This window comes from Sulfitobacter guttiformis (genome assembly GCF_003610455.1).
Taxonomy (GTDB): domain Bacteria; phylum Pseudomonadota; class Alphaproteobacteria; order Rhodobacterales; family Rhodobacteraceae; genus Sulfitobacter; species Sulfitobacter guttiformis.
Map to the genome: position 1 here is coordinate 762693 of NZ_RAQK01000001.1, position 19337 is coordinate 782029.

A 19337-nucleotide genomic window follows, 5' to 3' on the forward strand; every position below is an offset into this window, starting at 1 on the left:
ACGCCCGTTTTGACTTTGAGAGAAAATTTCGAGCGCTGGATCTTTAAAGATCCAATCAGCAGCGGCATAGGAATATTAATACCAAGTTTGGGTCTCTCACTTCGCAGAATGTAGTATCTCCAGAAGTTCATGTTGTAAAAGAACGAAAGGATTTCCGCTCATGGATGATGTTTTAGACGCGGCTTCAGCAACTTTAGGATAGTCAGCCACGGATAACCCTAGCCCTTCCAAGCCGCGAAGACCCATTTTCTGGGACCAGCTCCGCAGCGCAGTAATGCCCTCCCCTTTTTCGCCCTGTGCGAAATAGGCATCAATTTGATGCAAGACCCAATGTAAGCGACCAGCTACTTCCGTATGTTCCTCTGCTTTGCGTAGGTGCGATTCAAGGACAGCAGGAAGCAGTAAACCGCAGATTGCGCCATGGGGAGCATTGGTTTCCCCACCAATCACGCCTGCGAAACCATGTACGGCCCCAAGCCCTGCATTCGCTAAGGCCAAGCCACCACATGTGCTGACCCAAGCCATTCTGTCCCACGCTTCGGGCGTGTCGTTTTCCACCACATCTCTCAGCGCGCTGAGGCCTGTTGAAATGGCTGCATGGCACAAGGCGTCAGTCATCGGATTGGCTTTGATCGACAGATACGGCTCAATCACCTGAGTGACCGCGTCGAGTCCAGCTGCAAGGGCCACCTGTTTCGGCGCACCCTGCATAAGTGAGGCGTCAACGATGGCAATGTTGGGCACCATCCGTGGGTCACGCAGACTGACTTTTATACCCCAATCAGGCACCAAGATGACCGCGTTTTTCGTGACTTCAGCGCCGGTCCCTGCCGTTGTTGGCAGGGCGATCATCGGCAAGGGTGGGTGATCTAAGGGGCGACCGTCCCCAACGACTTCCAGATAGCTCATTGGGTCGCCTTTGCAACAGATCAACGCTGCCAGCGCTTTGGCAAAATCGAGAACGGAACCGCCGCCAAGCCCGATAACAATATCTGGAGAGACCCCATTCAACTGGCGCAGCGCGCGTTCGATATCGGGCAAGCTTGGCTCATTCGCACAACTGATTGTCTCAATCGTCAGACCCGCCGAGTGACACGCATCTATTAACCACTGCGCGCGCGCTACACTTGCGCCATGCACCAGCAGAACAGAGGTGCCGAAGGTTGCGGCCAATGCTGCTGTCTTTTGGCTTTGACCTCGCCCAAAGTGGATCGCTTGCGGGCTGAAAAAGGAAAACATCGCTTAAACGCTCATAGTGGCACGGACGGCTCTGCCCCATGCCTCGTATTTTTCGACGCGCAGGTTGTCGTCCATTTCAGGTGTAAATTGTGTTTCACATGCCCATATCTTGGCAAAGGCTGCTTGGTCGGGGTAAACGCCCGCGTGCATTCCCGCCAGCCACGCGACCCCAAGGGCTGTGGTTTCTTGGCTCGATGGTCTGTCGACAGGCGCTGAAATAATGTCCGACAAAAACTGCATCGCCCAATCGTTGGCAGACATGCCGCCATCGACTCGCAATGTGGCTTGCACGCCGGGTGCCTGCCAGTCTGTCGCCATCGCTTGCAGCAAATCCCGTGTCTGGTAGCCAATACACTCAAGCGCAGCTTTTGCCAGTTCAGCAGGGCCCGTTGCGCGGGTCAGGCCGAAGGCGGCTCCTCGACAATCAGGGTTCCAGTAAGGGGCACCCAGACCAACAAAAGCCGGAACGAGGATCACGTTTTGCTGGGAATCCGCTTGTTCGGCCAAGGCTTGCGTCTCAGACGCGTCCTGAATAATCTGCATCCCGTCCCGCAGCCATTGTACGACCGCGCCGGCAACAAAAATAGAGCCCTCAAGCGCATAGGTTGGTTTGCCATCGAGTTGATAGGCGATTGTGGTGAGTAAACGGTTCTTTGACATGACAGGCGTATCGCCAGTGTTCATCAGCGCAAAGCAGCCCGTGCCATAGGTCGATTTTATCATACCGGGTTCAAAACAGGCCTGCCCAATGGTTGCGGCCTGCTGATCCCCCGCAACACCATTGATGGGAATTTCGCTACCAAACAAGTCCGACTGGGTGTTACCAAAATCGGCGGCGCAGTCTTTGACCTGTGGCAACATATGCATGGGAATATCAAGGAGTTCGCAGATCGTACTGCTCCACCGACCTTTGCGAATATCATAAAGCATTGTGCGGGCTGCGTTGGTGGCATCCGTAGCGTGGATCTTCCCACCGGTCAGTTTCCAAATGAGAAAGGCATCAACTGTGCCAAACAGCAACTCGCCGTTTTGAGCACGGGCCCGCGCGCCGTCTACATGGTCCAAAATCCATTTCAGCTTGGTGCTTGAGAAATAAGGATCGAGCAAAAGCCCCGTACGCTGCGTGATCATCTCCTCGTGACCGGCATCGCGCAGGGCTGCACAAGTGTCAGCCGTGCGGCGGTCCTGCCAGACAATCGCGTTATGCAGCATCTCGCCGGTTTTCTTGTCCCAGACGATGACGGTTTCGCGCTGATTGGTAATGCCGATTGCGGCAATTTTCGAAGGCGATATAGCGGCAGACCGAATTGCTTCCCGACAGGTGGACAGCGTCGTATCCCACAAATCTTGGGGATTGTGCTCAACCCAGCCGGATTGTGGGAAATGCTGCGGGAATTCTTCCTGCGCACTGGCACATGCAGTCATCGTCGCGTCGAACAATATCGCTCGGGTTGAAGTCGTGCCTTGGTCAATTGCTAGGACATAAGTCATGATTGGTCGCCGGTTGTTTGAGGATAAAACAGCGGCCCCTTATGGAGGGCCGCTGATCTTGGGTGTGGGCATTAAACCGTTTGTACCGGGGCTAACCATTTGGCCCCGGAGCAAGGATTTACTGCCAGGATTTGATCAGCTCGTCATAAGAGATCGTTACCGGTGCTTCGTCTTCATTGTCCAGTTTAGCTTTGGGCGAACCAGGCTGAGACAACCAGTACTCAGGATCTTTCTCTTCGTTCATGACTGGACCAAGGTCGCCCTGAACACCGGAACGCTCCAAACGGATCAGAACTTTTTCCTGATCTGCGCAAAGCGCGTCGAGTGCTTCCTGAGGTGTCTTGGCACCGGACATTGCGTCGCCGATGTTCTGCCACCACAGCTGAGCCAGCTTTGGATAGTCAGGAACGTTGGTGCCGGTTGGCGACCATTGAACCCGTGCTGGTGAGCGGTAGAATTCGATCAAACCACCCAGTTTTGGCGCACGCTCGGTAAAGCTTTCGTGCTGGATCGTAGATTCACGAATGAATGTCAGACCAACATGGCTTTTCTTCACGTCGACAGTCTTGGAAGTCACGAACTGCGCATAGAGCCACGCAGCCTGAGCACGATCCACTGGCGTGGATTCCATCAGCGTCCATGAACCGGCATCTTGGTAGCCGATCTTGGTGCCTTCAGTCCAATATGCACCATGTGGCGAAGGTGCCATGCGCCATTTCGGCGTGCCATCTTCGTTCATCACGGGCAAATCAGGCTCTACAGACGCGGCGGTAAAGGCCGTGTACCAGAACATCTGCTGTGCAACGTTACCCTGCGCAGGAATTGGGCCTGCCTCAGAGAAGGTCATACCAGCAGCAGCCGGAGGAGAGTATTTTTCCAACCATTCGATCGCTTTGGTTACAGCATAGACTGCTGCTGGACCGTTTGTGGCACCGCCACGCGCGACACAAGAGCCAACGGGTTGCGATTTTTCGTTGACGCGGATGCCCCATTCGTCAACTGGCAGGCCGTTCGGCTCACCAACGTCGCCAGCTCCAGCCATGGAAAGCCACGCATCAGTATAGCGCCAACCCAAAGATGGGTCTTTCTTGCCGTAGTCCATGTTGCCAAAGACTTCGCCCTCTACACCAAGGCGTGAAAGGTCACGACCGGTAAAGAATTCAGCGATGTCCTCATACGCAGACCAGTTGACCGGAACGCCCAGATCGTAGCCATATTTGGCTTTGAAGTCCGCTTTGTTCTGTTCGTCGTTGAACCAATCGTACCGAAACCAGTAAAGGTTCGCGAACTGTTGGTCTGGCAATTGATAGACCTTGCCATCCGGACCCGTGGTAAATGACAGACCGATGAAGTCGGCCAAATCAAGGTTCGGGTTGGTCACCGCAGCGCCTTCACCAGCCATCCAGTCGGTCAGGTTCCGCGCCTGCTTGTAGCGCCAGTGCGTGCCGATCAGATCAGAGTCATTGATATAGGCGTCATAGATGTTTTCGCCCGACTGCATTTGGGTTTGCAACTTTTCAACAACGTCGCCTTCACCAATCAGGTCATGTGTAACCTTGATGCCGGTTATGGCCTCGAAGGCAGGTGCCAGAACGGTGGACTCGTATGTGTGAGTACCGATCGTCTCGGACACGACGTTGATCGACATACCAGCGTAAGGGGCTGCAGCGTCGACAAAAAACTGCAGTTCAGCTTCTTGATCAGCACGAGACAGCGTCGAAAGTTCCCCGATTTCGCTATCAAGGAATGCCTTGGCGGCATCCATATCAGCGAAGGCAGGTGCGGCAAGCATGCAAGCAGCAAGGCCTATCGCAGTGGTTCCTTTAAGTCGCAAGTTCATTATTGTTCCTCCCTAGATTTGAACATTGAAGGTGGTCCGGTTCTTGCTTGCCGGGTCACCCAATTCGATTAGACCCAGCGGAAGACCGCCAAGGCATAAAAGAAGCAGACGATCAGCGCACCCCATTGCGGCGCACTGAGTAGTCCAAGCCAAGCCAAATTAATAAAGGCCGAGCCCAGCAACGTGATGAACAATCTGTCACCACGGGTCGTTTCGATCCGAAGAATGCCGTTGCGCGGGACCTCCGGATATTTGATCGCAAGCACTGTAAAAGTGACCAGCGTTATTGCGATGATGCCGAAGAAAGCGGCGGTCGGCCAAGTCCATGCCATCCAGTCCATATTTGTTTCTCCTCTCTTAGACGCGTCCTAGGGCAAAGCCCTTGGCGATGTAGTTACGGACAAAATAGATCACCAAAGCCCCCGGAAGGATTGTGAGAACCCCCGCTGCTGCCAACACCCCCCAGTCGATGCCAGCGGCACCCACTGTCCGGGTCATTGTGGCGGCTATCGGTTTTGCGTTTACCGATGTGAGCGTACGGCTGAGCAGCAATTCAACCCAGCTGAACATGAACAGAAAGAATGCAGTGACACCGATGCCAGAGGCTACCAGCGGTGTGAAAATGCGGATGAAGAAGCGCGGGAAGGAATAGCCGTCGATATAGGCTGTCTCGTCGATTTCCTTGGGCACGCCACGCATGAAACCCTCAAGGATCCAGACTGCCAACGGCACGTTGAACAGGCAATGCGCCAAGGCGACAGCGATATGCGTGTCGAACAATCCTACCGAGCTGTAGAGCTGGAAAAAAGGCAGCGCGAAAACCGCAGGCGGTGCCATCCGATTGGTCAATAGCCAGAAGAATAGGTGCTTGTCGCCCATGAAAGTATAGCGGCTGAAGGCATAGGCCGCCGGCAGTGCGACCAGCAATGAGATGACCATGTTCATGACCACATAGGTCATCGAATTGAGATAGCCGGTGTACCATGACGCGTCCGTTAGGATTGTCAGGTAGTTGTCAAACGTCAGATCACGGGGCCACAAGGTAAAGCTGTTGAGAATCTCGGAATTGGTCTTGAGGCTCATCATCACCAGCCAGTAGATTGGCAACAGCAAGAACAGCAGGTAGAGGCCCATAACAATGGCATTGCCCCTGATCGTGGGCAGGCCAAAACTGCGTTTGGCCGGGGTGATTGTGAAGTCAGACATCAGTGGCCATCCCTTTTATCGAGGTTCGTCATCACCGTGTAGAACACGTAAGACACCAGCAGGATCACAAGATAATACATGATCGAGAACGCCGCCGCCGGACCAAGGTCAAACTGCCCGAGTGCCATCTTGACCAGATCAATCGACAGGAAGGTCGTTGAGTTACCCGGTCCTCCACCCGTCACCACAAAGGGTTCTGTGTAGATCATGAAGCTGTCCATAAAGCGCAGCAGGATAGCGATCATCAGCACGCCCATGATCTTGGGCAGCTCGATAAAGCGGAACACTTTCCAGCGACTGGCCTGATCGATCTTGGCTGCTTGGTAATAGGCGTCCGGAATGGATTGCAGACCGGCATAGGCTAAAAGGGCGACCAACGACGTCCAGTGCCAAACGTCCATGACAATAACCGTGATCCAAGCAGCGTAGAAGTCTTGGGTGTAGTTATAATCGATCCCCAAGGCGGCCAGCGTATACCCAAGAAGGCCAATATCAACGCGGCCGAAAATCTGCCAAATTGTGCCAACCACATTCCATGGAATGAGCAATGGTAGCGACATCAGGACCAGACAAAGCGAGGCCCAAAAGCCCTTCTTTGGCATGTTCAACGCGACGAAAATGCCGAGCGGGATTTCTATGGCGAGAATGATTGCAGAAAAAGTAATTTGGCGGCCCAGAGCATTCCACATGCGCTCGGATTCCAGCATCTCCTTGAACCATTCAAGGCCTGCCCAAAAGAATTGGTTTTTCCCAAAGGTGTCCTGCACCGAGTAGTTGACCACGGTCATCAGTGGGATCACCGCAGAAAATGCCACCAGCAGGAGTACCGGCAGAATGAGGAACCAAGCTTTTTGATTAACTGTTTTGTTCATGTCAGGCCACCTTCGGCGCGACGCGCCAGCTATCGGAATAGACGTTGATACCTGCCGGATCAAAGACCACACGGTTCATGTCGGGCGAAATTTCAGCACCTTCGGCAGCAAGGATGTTGATCTCGGTGCCGTGGAAGTCGGCGCGCACGATTTTATGGCGGCCCACGTCTTCGACTCGCTTGATCGTCACAGGCAGACCTTCGTCGCCCCCACTCAGTGATGTGAACTCAGGCCGCACTCCCAATTCTACTTTGCCAGACAGCGCACCAAAGCTTTTGCCCAGCGAAATCTGCGTGCCCTCAAGTACAGCCTTCTCACCGTCCACTTGCGCTGTAAGCACGTTCATACCCGGCGAGCCGATGAAGTAGCCGACGAATGTGTGCTCTGGTTGTTCAAAAAGCTGTTGCGGTGTCCCCATCTGGACAACGCGGCCATCAAACATCACCACGACCTTGTCCGCAAAAGTCAGCGCTTCGGTCTGGTCGTGGGTCACGTAGATCATCGTGTGCCCAAACTCATGGTGCAGGGACTTCAATTGCGTGCGCAATTCCCATTTCATATGGGGGTCGATCACCGTCAGCGGCTCGTCAAACAACAACGCATTGACGTCTTCGCGCACCATGCCACGGCCCAGCGAAATCTTTTGTTTGGCATCCGCCGTCAGGCCACGCGCCTTATGGTCAAGCGTCGCTTCCATCCCAATCATCGCTGCGATCTGCTGGACGCGATCTTTGATATAAGTCGAATCGGCACCCCGATTGCGCAGCGGAAAGGCCAGATTGTCGCGCACCGTCATTGTGTCATAGACCACGGGGAACTGGAAAACCTGCGCGATGTTCCGCTCTGTCGTTGGGGACATCGTCACGTCACGGTCATTGAACAGGATGCGCCCCTGAGAAGGGTGCAGCAGGCCTGAAATAATATTGAGCAATGTGGATTTACCACAACCAGAGGCACCTAGCAGCGCATATGCTTCGCCATCGACCCAGTCGTGGTTAAGTTGTTTAAGCGCAAAGTCATCTTCGCTCGTTGGATTTGGCAAATAGGAATGTGCCAGATTTTCGAGAGTGATTTTTGCCATTGTTGTTATCCCTCAGGCTGCAACCGCATAGGGGGCAGGTGCCACCGATGTGCCGTCTTGCGCAAAGATGTAGACGTGTTTTGGATCGAGGTAGACATTCAGAGATGCGCCGATTTCCAAGGCTTTTACGCCGTGCACAAGGCCAACCCAGTTTTCGCCGTGGTGGTCCAGATGGATGAATGTCTCAGACCCGGTGATCTCGGTCACGTTCAACTTTCCCGTGAATTCGAGCGCACCCGGAGCCTGTTGTTCCAACTCAAGATGGTTGGGACGAAATCCTGCGATGTAGCTGCCATCTTTCAACTCTTCGAAAGCGCCGGATGCCGGTGCAGATTGTTCGTCGCCGAACAGCAAGCGGTCACCGGATTTTTGGATATCTAAAAAGTTCATTGGCGGATCGGAAAACACCCGCGCTGTTATGGCGTTGACAGGCTGGCGGTAAACCGTCGGCGTCTTGCCAAATTGGGTAATTTTGCCTTCCCACATCGCCGCAGTATAACCGCCCAGCAGCAGCGCCTCTTCTGGCTCGGTCGTGGCATATACAAAGATCGACCCCGCTTCTTCGAAAATCTTTGGGATCTCGGCGCGCAATTCTTCGCGCAGTTTATAGTCAAGGTTGGCGAGGGGTTCGTCCAACAACACGAGGCCCGCATCTTTGACCAGCGCACGGGCAAGCGCACAACGCTGCTGTTGCCCGCCCGACAGTTCAAGCGGCTTGCGATCTAAGAAGCGCGATAATTTCATTAGGTCAGCCGCCTTCTTCACGGCTTCATCAATTTGGCTTTTGGATTGGCCCAACAGCCGCATCGGGCTGGCGATATTCTCGTACACGGTCATTGACGGGTAGTTGATGAACTGCTGATACACCATCGCAACGCCTCGGTCCTGCACCCGCATCCCCGTCACATCCTTGCCACCCCAGATGACCCTGCCTGTTGTGGGCACATCAAGCCCCGCCATGACGCGCATCAAGGATGTCTTTCCCGACAATGTTGGGCCAAGCAAAACATTCATCGTCCCTGATGACAGCTCCAGATCTGTTGGGTAGATGTGTGTTTGGCCATTGATGACCGTAGACACACCCTCAAGAACAAGTGACATTTCTCTCTCCCTTTCGCATTTCACACTGGGTGGTGCTTGGGCAGATTGGCGGCAGAACTCACCATCCAACTGTCTAAAGCATCGATTTCCTTTGACGCCATTCTGAGCCCCAACTTCGAGCGGCGCCATATGATATCTTCGGCGGTGTTGGCGAATTCGCGCTCAACCAGCCAGTTTACTTCGCGTTCCGTCAGATTCGAACCGAAATTTCGGCCCAGATCACCTTCTGTTTTTGCGTCGCCCAACAGATCGAAGGCTTCTGTACCATAGGCCTTGAGCAAACGATTAACCCAGCGTTCTGTCAGAAACGGGTATTTTGCCTTCAATTCTGCCGTGAGAGGGCCGACACCATCAACCGGAAAATCCCCACCGGGCAGGGCGACCCCTGCGGTCCATTGCGGGCCAGTCTGAGCAAAGAATGGCGCAATTTTTTCCAGCGCGCTTTCCGCGAGTTTACGGTAGGTCGTAATCTTGCCACCAAAGACACTCAGAACAGGTGCGCCTGCAGATTGATCCAGCTTCAGAACATAATCGCGCGTCGCAGCCGTCGCAGAGGTGGCCCCATCATTGTAGAGCGGGCGCACGCCGGAATAGGTATGAACGATATCATCGCGCGTGACCGGTTTCTTCAAGTACTTCGAGGCAAACCCTAACAGGTAGTCTTGTTCTTCTGGGGTGCAGACTGGCTTTTCGTGCACATCCTCATGGTCCGCATCGGTGGTGCCAATCAAGGTGAAATCGGTCTCGTAAGGAATTGTGAATATGATCCGCCCGTCTTCGCCCTGAAAGAAATAGCATTTGTCGTGATCATATAATTTGCGGGTTATAATATGGCTGCCGCGCACCAGCCGGACGCCTTCGGTGGAATTGATCCGCATCGTGTTGCGAATGACGTCTTCAACCCAAGGGCCGCCAGCGTTCACGATCATACGTGCCGTCACAATGCGACGCTCACCGCCCTGCGCCTCAAGAGTAATCTGCCACATTCCACTAACTTGCGCGGCCGAGATGACCTTGGTGCGTACATTGATAAAGGCTCCGCGGGCTTGTGCATCTCGGGCGTTCAGAACCACCAGCCGACTGTCTTCAATCCAGCAATCAGAGTATTCATAGGCCTTCTCGAGCCGGTCCTGCAGCGGCGCACCCTCTGGCGTCCCCTTCAAATTCAACGATGTTGTGCCCTTCAGAATCTTCCGGCCGCCCAGATTATCATACATAAAAAGGCCGAATCGGATAAGCCATGCGGGCCTGCGCCCTTTCAACCAAGGCACCAAGACATTCAGGACTTTTGAGGTTGGCGTGTCGCTCTCGAACCGCATGTCTTTGTGGTAGGGCAGCACGAAACGCATCGGCCAAGAAATATGTGGCATCGCCCTCAAAAGGGTCTCGCGCTCGATCAGTGCTTCTCGGACGAGGCGTATTTCCCAATACTCAAGATACCGCAGACCGCCATGAAATAACTTGGTTGAGGCGGAGGATGTCGCGGAGGCAAGATCGTTCATTTCAGCCAGCTCAACGCTCAGCCCTCGGCCAACCGCGTCACGGGCGATGCCGCATCCATTGATGCCGCCACCTATGACGAACAAGTCAACGATATCCTGATTTTCATGCTGACCCAATGAAGCCTCCCTGCATTCATTCTATGCCGCAGCCTCCCAGCTCACGCCATTGCGTCAGTCAACACCACAATACAAAATGTAGCAATAACGAATGTTCGTTTTTGTTCGTTATCACGTATTCCATTGAAACTAAGGCAACTTTATCTTCGAATGCGCACGGATTCCTAATTCTTCGAACGTTTAGGCAATCCGCAGCCTTGACGAGTCGTCAGGTCTATTGGCTGATAGAGAGCACAAGCGCCCCGCTTTTGTGTGGTTGGACCGGCGCTGCAGTGGAGTAGGTGATGGCGTCAAATTTTAGACAGAAAGAAATCCTTGATCTTGCCCGCAAAGAGGGGAAAGTCACAGTGGACGCCCTCGCGGATCTCTACGATGTCACTGTTCAGACAATCAGGCGTGATCTCTCCGATCTTGCAGAAAGTGGGCGGCTTGAAAGAGTGCATGGAGGTGCGGTTGTGCCTTCTGGCGTTGTGAACATCCTGTATGAAGAGCGCCGTCGCCTGAACGATGTGGGCAAAAAGGCGATTGCTGTCGAATGCGCGCGCACTATTCCTGATGGGGCATCAGTTTTTATGAACATCGGCACAACTACCGAAGCAGTCGCGCATGAGTTGCTGGATCATGAAAATCTGCTGGTTGTCACAAACAATCTCAATATCGCAAATATTTTGGCGATCAATCACAGCTGCGAAATCATCCTGGCGGGTGGTGTTCTGCGTCGCGCAGATGGCGGCATCGTGGGCGGTTTGACAGTCGAAATGGTCAAGCAGTTCAAGTTTGACTATTCGGTTCTGGGCTGCTCGGCCATTGATGCCGACGGAGACCTGCTGGATTTCGACGGGCAAGAAGTGATGGTCAGCAAAATCGCAATTCAGCGATCTCGCAAAGTTATGATTGTGGCCGATCATCTCAAGCTTACACGCAAGGCGCCCCTTACAATCTGCTCGTTGAGCGAAGTTGATGTGCTGCTTACAGACGGCAGGCTATCCGCAGAGCTGATAGCAAATTGTAACAGCTGGGGTTGTCAACTTGTGACCGTATGAGCATGTCTTTGGCTTTTTCTGGCGTAGCACCCTGATGAAGGACCGGACTGAAATTGGCTGGTTGTTCGTGGCACCTGCCGCTCTGATCTTGTCGCTCGTCGGGCTGGTCCCCCTGATCACAGTAGTGAACTATTCCTTTTTTGAGATTTTCATTCTGGACGCACGATTTTGGGTTGGAACTGAATGGTACGCTGACATAATCGGGTCCGGGCGTTTCTGGGCCAGTTTTGGCCGCAGCACGTTGTTTTCCGCAAGTGCCCTCACCCTCCAGATCCCCCTTGGCATCGCGATTGCGCTTTGTATTCCAAAACGCAAAATCTGGGTCGGCATCACACTCGCCCTTGTTGCTTTGCCCTTGCTGGTCCCTTGGAACATGATCCCGTCACTGTGGCTCAGCCTGCTTAATTCAGAGAGCGGCATATTAGGTCGCATACTACCAAATCTGGGCTGGCCGTCTGACTGGAAACTTTCAACACGGCACACTTGGGCCGTGATCATTGTCATGGATGTCTGGCATTGGACCAGCCTTGTTGTGCTTCTGTGCTACAGCGCTTTGACAACAGTTCCAGCTGCTTACTATCAAGCGGCGGCAATTGACGGGGCCAGCCCGTGGCAGGTGTTTCGCCACATCCAGCTACCAAAATTGCATCATGTTCTGCTTATGGCGATCCTGCTTCGGTTTATGGACTCCTTCATGATCTACACCGAAGCCTTTCCAATCAACGCAGGCGGCCCTGACGGCGCTACGACATTTCTTGCCGTGGATTTGGGCGAAGAGATAAAGGCCTTCAACTATGGTCCCTCCGCTGCGCGATCCGTGATCTATTTCATGATCGTTTTGACAGTGGCGTGGATGTTCAGCAAAGCCCAGGGCAAGCTGGATCGCGGGGAGCAGTCGTGATTTTTGTCTATCGATACCTGCCTGCCCTGAAAGGCATGGTCTTGCTGGCCTTCATCCTCTTTGCCTGCCTGCCACTGGTCCAAATGACGATCATCAGCTTCATCGTTACGCTGCCAAAACCGAATGCCGGACTGGGCAGTCTCACCCTCAGCAATTACGCAATGATCTGGAAAGACCCCAATCTGCGTCACGCTTTTGTCAATTCGATTGCCTATGTGCTGATCAACATCTGCATCACTGTTCCCATAGCGATACCTGCAGCCTATGCATTCGCGCGAATGTCTTTTTCAGGCGACAAGCACCTTTTTCTGGCTTTCATCGCCTTCCGGATCACGCCGCCCGTGGTTCTGACCTTGCCAATCTTCCAGCTGTTTTCGGCGCTTGGGATCGTGAATTCCGTCTTTGGGATCGCATTGGCGCATTGCCTGTTCAATCTGCCGATCTCCATCTGGATTTTACAGGGGTTCATTTCGGCTGTCCCCAAAGAAATTGACGAAACCGCCTTTCTAGACGGTTATTCCCGCCCTCGTTTTATCTGGAAATTCCTGTTGCCGCAAATTGCTCCGGGTATCGCTGTGACCGCGTTCTTTTGCTTTATGTTCTCTTGGGTTGAAGTTGTTTTTGCACGCATTCTGACAACCACCAACGGCAAACCGATCAGTATGGCGATCAATTCACTTTTCGGATTTCATACTGACATCGGCCTGGTAATGGCCGTTACAACGGCATCAATGATACCGGGGGCCGTTTTACTCTTTGCGATGCGGAATCATTTGTCGCTGGGTTTCAGGGTTGGCCGCGTTTGAAAACTAACAATTTGCAATTTTAAGCGGATTAGCCGTTTTGTGTATCTAGAGACCTTGGCTGACTTTGATCAGGTGTGCAAAGTCGTATCGTGTGCGCTGACCATCAGAAAAACAAAACAAGGGTTTTCGACCGGGGAGTTGTGACTGCTTACGGTGGAGCGGGCAGCAAAAAGTCCGCAGTCTGTAAATTCGCGACGGTAGATTTGCTGCAAACTACCTGAATGACCGCTTTCACATCTGCGATGCAGTAGCAATTTCGTGGCAGCGCGAAAGGTTTTCGAGCTGCGAGTGCACGCAGCAAGATTTTGTCACGTCTGGTATGGGCTCGAACCAGACCTTAGCTGCGCAAATCACCAACGTCCGGTTCGGGCCGGAAGCGGTAACCTTCACGAAAGGCGGGAAGCAAACGTTCACCGTTGAACTTTAAGAGACTTGATAGATCATCGAAGCAGGTCAAGGTGTTTACGGGCGAGTGCCCTCAATGACCCATAGTAGAATGACGCTTTAACAGATCTCACCTCACACAGCGCATCGGGTGGCATCGCATGCCGCAGGCCTTCGTCAGCGATAGAGCAACACCGGTATCCCGGCGGTCCGGATCATCGCGGTGGTGGTCGATCCGATTACCAAGCTGCGGATCCGGCTGTGGCCATAGGCGCCCATCACCAGTAGATTAAAGCCTTCGGTGGTGACCAGTTCCTTCAGCACATCCTCGGGCTCTCCGCTGGCCGTCAGGGCGGTGGCGGCGACATCGGCGCGCTGCAGCCTGGCCACGGCCTGTTCCGCTATCGCCTGCGCCTTTACAGCGTCCTGCCCAACGCAGAGCACGGTCAGCGGCAGATCCGCGAACACAGGGCTGCCCGCCATCCGGTCAATCGCCACCTTGGCGCTGGCGCTGGCATCATAGGCCACGAGCACCTTGGATATCGGCTTGAAGGCGCGGGAGGCGACAAAGACCGGCACCTTCGACGCCCGGATGATCCGTTCCAGGTTCGACCCGAGGTGACCGTCCGCATATCCATGCGCCTCACCGCGCTTTCCAATAGTGATGGCTCGCACGCCGGTTTCCACAGCTTGCACCGCCTCCAGCAGATCGCCCTTGCGCAGGTGCAGCTTCACCCCAGCGACACCGTCCTGTTCCAGGATCGCCTTGGCATCCTCCAGGATCGCGTGGCCCTTCGCCTGTGCCAGCTTGGCGCGCTGTTCGTCCAGCGTCGCCAGCTCGGTCAGCAGCGCGGTGCGCGCGCCGAGGGCAAGGTTGCCCGACAGGTCAGTCGTGGCTGCGCCCTCGCGGCGGCCAAGGACATGCATCGCATCGACACTGGCTCCCAGCTTCTGTGCGATCCACGCGGTGTGATGGCAGACGCTGTGCGAATAGTCCGACCCATCCAGCAGTGCGAGTATCTTGTTGTCCATCTCGGTCTCCTCCATCAGTGACTCATCAACTTGTCCATCGCGCCAGGCTTGTCATGAATGGCAAGCTTGTCGACGATGGTGCGCGACGCCTCGTTCATGCCGATCAGTTCAACCTCCGCCCCCTCGCGGCGGAACTTCAGAATCGCCATATCCAGCGCCTGGACCGAACTTATATCCCAGATCTGCGCCCGGCTCACATCGATCACGACCTTGTCCGGGGCCTCTCGGAAATCGAACGCGTTGATGAAATCCTCGGCCGATCCGTAGAACAGCTGGCCTTCCATCACGTAGGTCCGGGTGCGGCCATCGTCGGACAGGCTGGTGGTGATGCGGAACAGCTGCGCGATCTTGGCGGCAAAGAAGATGCCCGACAGCAGCACGCCCACGAGCACCCCGATGGCGAGGTTGTGGGTATAGACCACGGTTAACACGGTCGCCAGCATCACGGCGGTGGAGGAGCGCGGATGCACCCGCATTGCCTTGATCGACGACCACGAGAATGTGCCGATCGACACCATGATCATTATCGACACCAGCGCGGGCATCGGGATGCGCCCCACAAGATCGCCCAGCCCCACGACGAAGATTAGCAGCACCACCCCTGCGGTAAAGCAGGACAACCGCCCGCGCCCGCCCGATTTGACGTTGATAATCGACTGGCCGATCATCGCACAGCCCGCCATGCCGCCGATGAAGCCGGTGGCGGTATTGGCGATGCCTTGACCGATGCATTCCTGATCGCGGCTCGATTTGGTGTCGGTCAGGTCATCGATGATGTTCTGCGTCATCAGGCTTTCCAGCAGGCCGACGACGGCGACGGCTATCGCATAGGGCAGGATGATCAGGAAGCTCTCGAGATTCAGCGGGATCTGCGGGATCAGGAACACCGGCAGCGTATCGGGCATCGCCCCCATGTCGCCCACAGTGCGCACCCCATCCCAGCCCATCAGCGTGACCAGCAGGGTCAGCACAATGATCGTGACCAGCGGCGAGGGCACGGCGATGGTCACGCGCGGCAGCAGGTAGATGATCGCCAACCCCAGCGCCACCAGCGCGTAGGTCAGGTAGGTCACGCCTGGGTTGCCTAGGTCCAGCTCCGGCAGTTGCGCCATGAAGATCAGGATCGCCAGTGCGTTCAGGAACCCGGTCATCACCGATTTCGATACGTAGCGCATGAAGCGCCCCAGCTTCAGGAACCCCACGCCGATCTGGATCAGGCCCGCCAGCACCGTTGCCGCCAGCAGATATTCAAGGCCATGATCGCGCACCAGCGTGATCATGAGCACGGCGGTGGCGGCGGTCGCGGCGGAGATCATCCCGGGCCGCCCGCCGACGAAGGCGATCAGCACCGCGATGGAGAACGATGCATAAAGCCCCACTTTGGGGTCCACGCCCGCGATGATGGAAAAGGCGATGGCCTCAGGGATAAGGGCCAGCGCCACGACGACGCCCGCAAGCAGGTCGCCACGGATGTTGCCAAACCATTGCTGGCGGTAGTCGGAAAGAGAAATCATGTGTCTATAATACCCAAAGCGCGCAAGGTCCTGTGGCGGAACGGTGCGTTGCTGCGATGTGACTGGTGTCAACAGGGTTGTCCGGCGGATCGGCGGCCGGAAGAGCCACCCGGAGTTTCACCGGGTCCGTGCGATAATGTCGCCTTCTGCACAGAATACGCGGCGGAAATCAACCTTTCCGTCCCGCCACTGATTTCGCAGACGCCTATTACCTGAGTTTGCCCACAAAATATTAGCCTGCTCTTCTTACAATAGCTGCACTATCGACCAAAATCTTCATCGGCGGATGTGCGACGAGATCTTCCACAACGCGCGTCCTGCCCGTCCGCCGTGGATGGCTGGAAGGTCCGCTTTGAGCTGATGCTGTTGAAAAACTCTGTGCTTGATCGGAGCACAGGCTTCTGATTCCATTGGATTATGGGGATCTGGAGGGTTTGTGATGCTTGGAACGCAGAAGTTTCATGCCCGGCTGTTCTATGAGTTCGATCTCGAGACGCATATCCCTGCCGATCATCTTCTGCGAGGCATCGACCGCTTTCTGGCTCTGAATGACTTGCACGAAGAGATGCGCTGTTTCTACAGCCATACCGGCCGCCCTTCGATCGATCCCGAACTCATGATCCGAATGCTGGTCGTGGGCTATGTCATGGGGCTGCGGTCTGAACGTCGCCTGTGCCAAGAAGTGCATCTCAACCTCGCCTATCGCTGGTTCTGCCGCCTCGGGCTCGAGGATAAGGTGCCGGGTCATTCCAACTTCTCAAAGCTCAGGCATGGCAAGTTCCGCGACAGCGATGTCTTTCGCCTCATCTTCGAGCGCGTGGTGGCCCAGTGCATCACCCATGGAATGGTCGGCGGCCAAGGCTTCGCGGTCGATGCCAGCCTGATCCGTCGGCCGTCAGGGCATTGCGCAGCAATGTCCCGAGAGGAAGCGCCGATGTCCAGAAGCAAAGCTCCAGTCGTCAGGATAAATGGGATGCGGTTGCCATCGATCCAACCGATGCCCCGAGGGCAGTGCGTGAATATCTCGACACTCTCGGCGAAGAGGCTTTCGTCGCTGCAACGCCCGTAAAACCCAAGTTCGCGGCCCATGCCGATCCTGCCAGCCAGTGGACTGCCGCACGTAAGGGGCCTGCTTTCTTTGCCTATTCAGGCAATTACCTGATTGATACCGATCATGCGATCATCATGGATGTCGAAGCGACCCGATCGGTCAGGCAGGCCAAGGTAGGCTCTACTCTCACGATGCTTGACCGCACCGCGGAACGCTTCGGCCTGCGCCCCGAATGGCTGGTCGCAGACACGACTTACGGGTCCGAGGAAAGCCTGGTCGAGCTCGTCTGGAAACGGCAGATCCTGCCCTTCACCCCGGTCATCGATAAAGGCGAACGCACCGACGGGACCTTGTCGCGTTCAGACTTACCTGGGATGATGATAATGACCGATTTATTTGTCCGGAGGGGAAGGATCTGCGGCACACGCTGCGGAATTATTCCGATCTGGACCGCATCTCGACCGAGATGAAGCCACGCAAGTATCGCGCGACAAAGGCGGACTGTCAGGCTTGCCCCCTGAAGGCGCAGCTGCCCTAACAGCGACACCCGCAGCCTTCAGCGCGGGAAATACGAAGTGGTGCGCGGTTTTGCTCGCAGTTGCACGGCTTCCGCATTCAACGAGATCGCCCAGAAACGGCGCAAGAAGGTCGAGATGCTCTTCGCGCATCTGAAGCGTATCCTGGGCCTCAACCGTTTGAGGCTTATGGGGCCTTTTGGCGTAAAAGACGAGTTTAGACTCGCCGCCACCGCCCAAAACCTTCGAAAACTGGCTAAGCTCTGCCCCGCTACGATCCCATCAGCACCAATCTGCTGAGAAAACCGATATGGTGGCTATGCAAAGCGGCGAGCTTTCATTGGAAAAGCACGAAGTGTGAAAACCAACTCGAAATCGCCATCGAGTTGGTTTTCAACAGCATCGGCCGGAAGCGGCAGATGTCACGAATGGCGGTGAGCAGCGGCTCCTCAATCGTATAGTCAACGGCAGCTTTTCACATGAGGCTACCTATGCAAACTCCTGTTGGGTGACCCGCACTTCCCAGACATCGGCTTCCACTGGGTATGCGGCGCTACAGCGTAATCATTGTACTTCTTGAACATCAAATTCTCTCGCAGAAGCTTTGGTAGCTCTGCGTAGATAGCACCTTCTCTCCGTTCACCTTACTTGTCATCGCCTGCGTTTACTCTGCAGGCGCGGCCAAGGTCGCGAAGCCGACATCGCCAAGTGCGACGTCGCGCCCGCGTTGTCGGTGCCACAATACACCGTTCACGATGCGTAGCCTATTAACCGCATATTCATTAATCTCGCCTGCAACACTTCCAAGAACCAGAACCGCCGCGTCGGTGTCTGCGCTGGGTTGCTCTATCCGGTAAAACGATGGATCGGCGAAAGCGCTGATTGTGTGCAATACGCTAAGTACCTCGTCATGATCGGTGATCCGTTCATCCCGGAAGAAGCACACACCCTCAAAGGCGGCAAGACCGATCGCTGCGGTCGCACCAGCTACTGCAATACCTGGCACTGCAGCGACGCTGGAGGCTGCGTTACTGGCAACACCACCAATCTGGCCGATGGTGCCTGCGGCAGCGTTGGATCCGAGAAGTGACGCACCAGTGACGGTGTTCGTAAACGTGAACACCCCGCCTGCTTTTGCCGCGAGGGTACTTGCCGCATTTTGCGCACCGGCTGCCATTGAACCGACAAATCCGCCCCGTAGTACCTCGCTTGGTCGGTGTTTGCAAAAACCTCCACTCGAAGCTGGGCCGCCGCCGAACGCTGCAACCGTAGCGAGCATAATCATATATCGCATTGATTTCGTACCTTCGTTCCTATTTTCCGAAAAACCTTGAGTCGCTCTCCCACCAGAGTGGGACATTCAACACGAACTTTGACGTCGTCAACAAATCTCAAGCCAAGGCAGGGCTTCACCGCTAGGACTTTACTGGTTAGTTGGGGAGAACATCACTCCGATCAACACTGTGTTCGAAATGCTATCCAATAAGCTACCATACCATCTGCCGGGAGGTGACATTCATCTTCCGTGAGGCGTGGGCTTGAGGACTTCTATCGCCCTCCTGACAACATTAGTGTGGAGAAGTTGCGCAACCCAGCTTCGGTAAGGGTGCTAAAAAGGAGCGTTTGTTAAACCCTCCTAATT

15 protein-coding genes, 1 pseudogene and 1 other annotated feature are annotated in these 19337 nt (G+C 55.0%); of the genes and pseudogenes, 4 read left to right on the forward strand and 12 right to left on the reverse strand.

What is annotated here, in order from left to right:
* Nucleotides 1-96: 96 nt before the first annotated feature.
* The 9 genes from C8N30_RS03600 to glpD form a co-directional block, all read right to left on the reverse strand.
* A complete protein-coding gene (locus C8N30_RS03600) occupies nt 97-1239 on the reverse strand; it encodes an iron-containing alcohol dehydrogenase (RefSeq protein ID WP_025063133.1) in 1143 nt (380 codons plus the stop codon).
* Between the two features lie 3 nt (nt 1240-1242).
* Nucleotides 1243-2730, reverse strand: a complete 1488-nt coding sequence (gene glpK, locus C8N30_RS03605; protein ID WP_025063134.1) for a glycerol kinase GlpK — start codon at nt 2728-2730, stop codon at nt 1243-1245.
* 118 nt (nt 2731-2848) lie between these two features.
* Entirely contained in the window at nt 2849-4570 is a 1722-nt protein-coding gene (locus C8N30_RS03610) for an ABC transporter substrate-binding protein (protein ID WP_025063135.1), read from the reverse strand.
* A gap of 68 nt (nt 4571-4638) precedes the next feature.
* Entirely contained in the window at nt 4639-4911 is a 273-nt protein-coding gene (locus tag C8N30_RS03615; protein WP_025063136.1) for a DUF2160 domain-containing protein, read from the reverse strand.
* A 16-nt stretch (nt 4912-4927) separates the two neighbouring features.
* Complete coding sequence (locus C8N30_RS03620; protein ID WP_025063137.1) at nt 4928-5776, reverse strand: carbohydrate ABC transporter permease; 849 nt, start codon at nt 5774-5776, stop codon at nt 4928-4930.
* Nucleotides 5776-6648, reverse strand: coding sequence for a carbohydrate ABC transporter permease (locus tag C8N30_RS03625; protein ID WP_025063138.1), 873 nt, complete (start codon nt 6646-6648; stop codon nt 5776-5778). Before C8N30_RS03625 ends, C8N30_RS03620 begins: the two co-directional genes overlap by 1 nt.
* Before the next feature lies 1 nt (nt 6649).
* Nucleotides 6650-7729 carry an ABC transporter ATP-binding protein gene (locus C8N30_RS03630; protein ID WP_025063139.1) on the reverse strand — a complete coding sequence of 360 codons (1080 nt, stop codon included), beginning with the start codon at nt 7727-7729 and terminating at the stop codon, nt 6650-6652.
* 12 nt (nt 7730-7741) lie between these two features.
* On the reverse strand, nt 7742-8830 hold the full coding sequence (locus C8N30_RS03635; protein ID WP_025063140.1) for an ABC transporter ATP-binding protein: 1089 nt from the start codon (nt 8828-8830) through the stop codon (nt 7742-7744).
* 20 nt (nt 8831-8850) lie between these two features.
* Nucleotides 8851-10449 carry a glycerol-3-phosphate dehydrogenase gene (glpD, locus tag C8N30_RS03640; RefSeq protein WP_025063141.1) on the reverse strand — a complete coding sequence of 533 codons (1599 nt, stop codon included), beginning with the start codon at nt 10447-10449 and terminating at the stop codon, nt 8851-8853.
* Nucleotides 10450-10733: 284 nt separating this feature from the next.
* Here glpD and C8N30_RS03645 point away from each other — a divergent pair, with 284 nt between their 5' ends.
* Genes C8N30_RS03645 through C8N30_RS03655 form a run of 3 tightly spaced genes read left to right on the forward strand, consistent with a single transcriptional unit; the run spans nt 10734 to nt 13199 of the window.
* Nucleotides 10734-11492 carry a DeoR/GlpR family DNA-binding transcription regulator gene (locus C8N30_RS03645; RefSeq protein ID WP_025063142.1) on the forward strand — a complete coding sequence of 253 codons (759 nt, stop codon included), beginning with the start codon at nt 10734-10736 and terminating at the stop codon, nt 11490-11492.
* Nucleotides 11493-11526: 34 nt separating this feature from the next.
* Nucleotides 11527-12393, forward strand: a complete 867-nt coding sequence (locus C8N30_RS03650) for a carbohydrate ABC transporter permease (protein WP_025063143.1) — start codon at nt 11527-11529, stop codon at nt 12391-12393.
* 35 nt (nt 12394-12428) lie between these two features.
* The gene (locus tag C8N30_RS03655) at nt 12429-13199 is read left to right on the forward strand and encodes a carbohydrate ABC transporter permease (protein WP_051567295.1); all 771 of its coding nucleotides are present in this window, start codon (nt 12429-12431) and stop codon (nt 13197-13199) included.
* 561 nt (nt 13200-13760) lie between these two features.
* On the opposite strand, the gene C8N30_RS03660 is transcribed toward C8N30_RS03655, so the two are convergent.
* Entirely contained in the window at nt 13761-14615 is an 855-nt protein-coding gene (locus tag C8N30_RS03660; RefSeq protein ID WP_025063145.1) for a universal stress protein, read from the reverse strand.
* A 14-nt stretch (nt 14616-14629) separates the two neighbouring features.
* A complete protein-coding gene (locus C8N30_RS03665) occupies nt 14630-16129 on the reverse strand; it encodes a SulP family inorganic anion transporter (RefSeq protein WP_025063146.1) in 1500 nt (499 codons plus the stop codon).
* A gap of 75 nt (nt 16130-16204) precedes the next feature.
* Nucleotides 16205-16260: a sequence feature (sul1 is cis-regulatory element that is thought to sense ions involved in sulfur or methionine metabolism; They are found in Alphaproteobacteria), on the reverse strand.
* A 308-nt stretch (nt 16261-16568) separates the two neighbouring features.
* Here C8N30_RS03665 and C8N30_RS03670 point away from each other — a divergent pair.
* Nucleotides 16569-17995 (forward strand): annotated as a pseudogene (locus C8N30_RS03670) (IS1182 family transposase).
* A 364-nt stretch (nt 17996-18359) separates the two neighbouring features.
* Here C8N30_RS03670 and C8N30_RS03675 read toward each other — a convergent pair.
* Nucleotides 18360-18989, reverse strand: coding sequence for a hypothetical protein (locus C8N30_RS03675; RefSeq protein ID WP_025063147.1), 630 nt, complete (start codon nt 18987-18989; stop codon nt 18360-18362).
* Nucleotides 18990-19337 lie beyond the last annotated feature (348 nt).